General features: G+C 60.5%; 3 protein-coding genes and 1 pseudogene. All 4 read left to right on the top strand.

What is annotated here, in order from left to right; translation table 11 throughout:
- On the top strand, positions 1-852 hold an 852-nt coding region (locus ABJK70_RS21495), incomplete at its 5' end, for a FecR domain-containing protein (protein WP_347259074.1).
- Positions 853-971: 119 nt separating this feature from the next.
- Positions 972-2,039, top strand: coding sequence for a TonB-dependent receptor (locus tag ABJK70_RS21490; protein ID WP_240502628.1), 1,068 nt, complete (start codon positions 972-974; stop codon positions 2,037-2,039).
- A 644-nt stretch (positions 2,040-2,683) separates the two neighbouring features.
- Positions 2,684-3,289, top strand: a pseudogene (locus ABJK70_RS21485) (PepSY-associated TM helix domain-containing protein); the annotation flags it as partial.
- Positions 3,290-3,314: 25 nt separating this feature from the next.
- Positions 3,315-3,903, top strand: a 589-nt coding sequence (locus ABJK70_RS21480; RefSeq protein ID WP_347259075.1) for a PepSY-associated TM helix domain-containing protein, incomplete at its 3' end; no start/stop codon positions are given.

The raw sequence follows: 3,903 nt of genomic DNA, 5'->3' as shown, positions 1-3,903 counted from the left end.
CGTCTTTGGGCTTCGGTCGCGGACGTTTTGAGTAACGAGGCAGGAGATCTCCGTGCAGAGCAGCCCGACGCGGTCGGACTGCCGGAAAAGCGCCCTTCACCGCTCTCGCCCGCGCGTCGGCGCCGGCCTGCCCGCTGGGCCGCGGCGGCCGCGCTATTGCTCGCCTTCGGACTACAGGGACTCTATCTCGGCGACTTTTGGCTCAGTGATTACGCCACCGTCACGGGAGAGCAGAAACTAGTACGCCTGGACGACGGCAGCACCGTGCTGCTCGACACCGATACCGCCATTGCGCTGGATTGGAGCCCATCGCGAAGGCGCATTCATCTTCGCCATGGCCAAGCCGTGTTCACCGTGGCGCCCAACGCCGCCCGGCCGTTCGAGGTGGAAACCGGCCCGGCGGTGATCCGCGCCTTGGGCACCGCCTTCGAGGTTTCGGAGAGCACGGCCGGAGACATCGCTGTGACGGTCCAGGAACATGCCGTCAGCGTCAGGCTTGCGGACGGACGGGCCGATTCCGCGCAGGCGGCGGTGCGGGTCGCGTCCGGGCAGCGCGTCACCTACAGCCCGACACACGGCTTGAGTTCGCCGGAGAAGACCGATTTGAGCCAAGCGACCGCTTGGCAGCGGCATAAGCTGATATTCAAGGACCAGCCGCTGGTGAAAGTGGTCGCGGAACTCGACCGTTACCGGCCGGGAAAGATCCTGATTGCCGACCATCGCCTGAACGATCTGCGCGTTACCGGCGTGTTTTCCCTGGACGATTCCGATGCCATCCTCGCAGCCGTCGAGAAAGCGCTCGCCATCCGATCTACCCGGCTGAGTCCCTGGCTGGTACTGCTGCATCGCTGAACCCCCATCTCGTTCGCATCGATTCGACGAAAATTTTTTTGCTTTCCCGGTTCATGGTTTTGGCGTTCGCACGTGTTCAGAAAAGAAACATCCCTTTTCTGAATTCCTTCGAGAACGTCATGAAAAACAAAAAGAACCGGAACACATGCAAAGACGCCGACATTTTTGACCCAGTTTCAAAACCCCCAAACTACTTTCCTCCGGGGAAAAGATCATTCACCGCACTAGCGGTCGTCATCGCGGCAATCGTAATTCCGGCCGAGGCCTCTGAAAAAGAAAAGAGCCATGCGCGACACTACGCCATCGCCGCACAGCCGCTCGGCGATGCACTGACGGAATTCGCCGACCAGTCCGACCTGAAACTGGTTTTCGATGCCGATCTCGTCCGCGGCCTCAAGTCCCGAGGACTATCGAGCACGCTAACGCCGGAGCAGGGCCTGGACAAGCTGCTGGACGGTACCGGCTTCGGCTATCGCTTCATCGGTCCCGGAACCGTCACCATCGAACGCCTCGCCAAGCGCGCTGCCAAACCGAACATCGCGCCCGCTGCCGGCCATCAGACCCGAGGGACCGGCGACGAATCGGTCCAACTGGCCACTGTTTCGGTTACCGGTGAAGCGGAACCTCAAAGCCTTACCACACCCTCCATCGAAGAATCGCGGGAAAAACTGGGGCGAGTGCCCGGCGGGACGACGCTGATCGAGGGGGAGCGAATCAGGGAGGGCGCGGCGCTAACGGTGAACGACGCGCTTGCTTATGCGCCGGGCGTATACGTCGGCGACCGCATTCGCCTGCGCGGCAGTTACACCTGGAGCAATTTCCACTTCGACGACGATCCGGTGCTAAAAGACAACCGGCTGCCTGGCATACCGGAGCACAATGCCCGCTTCGAGGCGCTCTACCAGCATCCCGGCGGTTTCTACATCGGGCCGAACGTAACGGCGGTCAGCTCCAACTGGGTGGATTTCACCAACACCCTGGCGGCCGATGCCTATGCTCTCCTGGGCGCCCGCGTCGGCTGGGACGACGGCAAACATTGGAAGGTGTTCGTCGACGGACGCAATCTCACCAACGAGCGCTATGCCGCCTCGGTCTTCGTTACCGGTGACGCCGGAGGACAGGACGTGGCGCAATTCAATCCCGGCGCCACCCGCATGGTGTTCGGGGGATTCGAGTACCGGTATTGAATTGGTTCGGCGAGTACGTAGCGAACGATGCCTGTCCTGAGCGTAGTCGAAGGGCGGTTCGCTTCGCTCACCACATCCTACGAGCCGTACTCAGCCGGGCCGAACGTGCCGAGTCGTTTCGGTCGAAGCCTGCAATTACGCTCGTTCCCGATCTCCGGATTGGGAACGCTGCCTTGGAAGCTCCCGCTTCCCGAAACATGACAAGCCAGAGCTTGCAAGACCCGGTTCCCAAGCCCAAAGCTTGGGAACCGGCGCAAACACCGATACAAGGCGGAACAAGGTGACAACCGTTCCCGGCGTTCGAAATGCGCGAACTCGACGGCCAAACCGGCCGGATGCCGGTGGGGTTTTCTTTCTGTCATTCGTCTTATTTAGTCGGCATTCGAGTGAACATTCATCGTAGGGTGAGTTAGCCCCTAGTCTCCGCTTGGGACAGGCCCTTCGACAAGCTCAGGACAGGCTCCGCGTAACCCACCGATTCGAGGCCGTTCGGTGGGTTACGGCCTCGCGGCCTAACCCACCCTACAAAAATGAATGCCTTATTGAAAGCGATTTGGAATTAGATCCATGAGGCCTCACGAAAGACATAACCCGGCGATACATCTACGTCCCTACAATTTGCGACTTCAAATCGGAAATCGACCATGTCCCTCCAGAATTTAAGGCGTCTCGCCAATCTGAAAACCCGAAGGAAACTGTGGCTGGAAGTGCATCTCTGGCTGGGACTCGTCGCTGGCGCGACGCTGGTGATATTCGGGATTACCGGCAGCATCCTGGTGTTCCATCAGGAAATCGACGAACTGCTGAATCCGAAACTGCTGACGATCGAAGCTCGCCCTGGAGGAAAGGCAAATTACCGTCCACTGGAGGACATCTTCGCGGCCGGCATCCGGGCCATGCCGGCCGACGCCAAATTGACCTTCGCCAACTACCCGCGCAATGACACGGCGGTGTTCCGCCTGCGATTCCAGGTGCCGGCCCTGCCGGAGGGTGAATCGGAAAATTGGGAAGTCGCGGTCGATCCTTACACCGCCGAGGTGATCGATCGGCGCCTGATGAAGCGCTCGGACAGCACTTTTCCGAGGACGTTCATCGGATTCGTGTTCGAGCTGCATTACGCCTTTTTTCTCGGCGAAAGGATCGGCTATGTGCTCGTGGGCATTCTCGGAGCCTTGCTCATCATTTCGGTGCTAACCGGCCTCATCGTCTGGTGGCCGCTGACCGGCAAATGGCTGCAGGCGCTCACGATCAAGCGCCGAACGCCTCAATTTCGATCTGCACAAGGCTTTCGGCTTCTACACCACGCTCATCATGATTCCCGTGCTGTTCTCCGGCATCTACATGAACCTGCCGCGGCATGTGGTGCCGGTTCTGGAACTGTTCTCGCCGGTCACCTACCGCTATTGGTTTCGCTCCACCCCGATTGCGGATGGTGAGCCCATCGGCATGGCACAGGCCGTCGCCATCGCCGATACCCGCTATCCCAGCGGCCGCCCGGACTGGATCTACGGCGCGCCGGAGCCGACCAGCACCTACACCGTGTGCAAGCACGACGTGGCGGAGCCCGGCAGTCTTCTCAGCCGCCGCTGCGTCGTGATGGACCGCTATACCGGAAAAATCCTGGACGTGGACGATCCCGCTACGGGAACGGCAGGAGAAGTCTTCACCCACTGGCAATGGCCGCTCCATTCCGGCCACGCCTTCGGCATGACAGGCCGCATTCTGGTATTTGTCACCGGCCTCGCCTGTCCGGTGCTGTACGTGACGGGGGTGATCCGTTGGCTGCAAAAACGGAAGGCGGCGCGGCGCACGACCGGCGTAGCGGACCGACGGCTTCGCGATCAGCCGCGAACAAATGAAATCT

Source organism: Methylocaldum sp., from assembly GCF_039794385.1.
Taxonomy (GTDB): Bacteria; Pseudomonadota; Gammaproteobacteria; order Methylococcales; family Methylococcaceae; genus Methylocaldum.
Note: the sequence above shows the minus strand (reverse complement) of the source record. Positions and strands in the feature narration are given on the sequence as shown.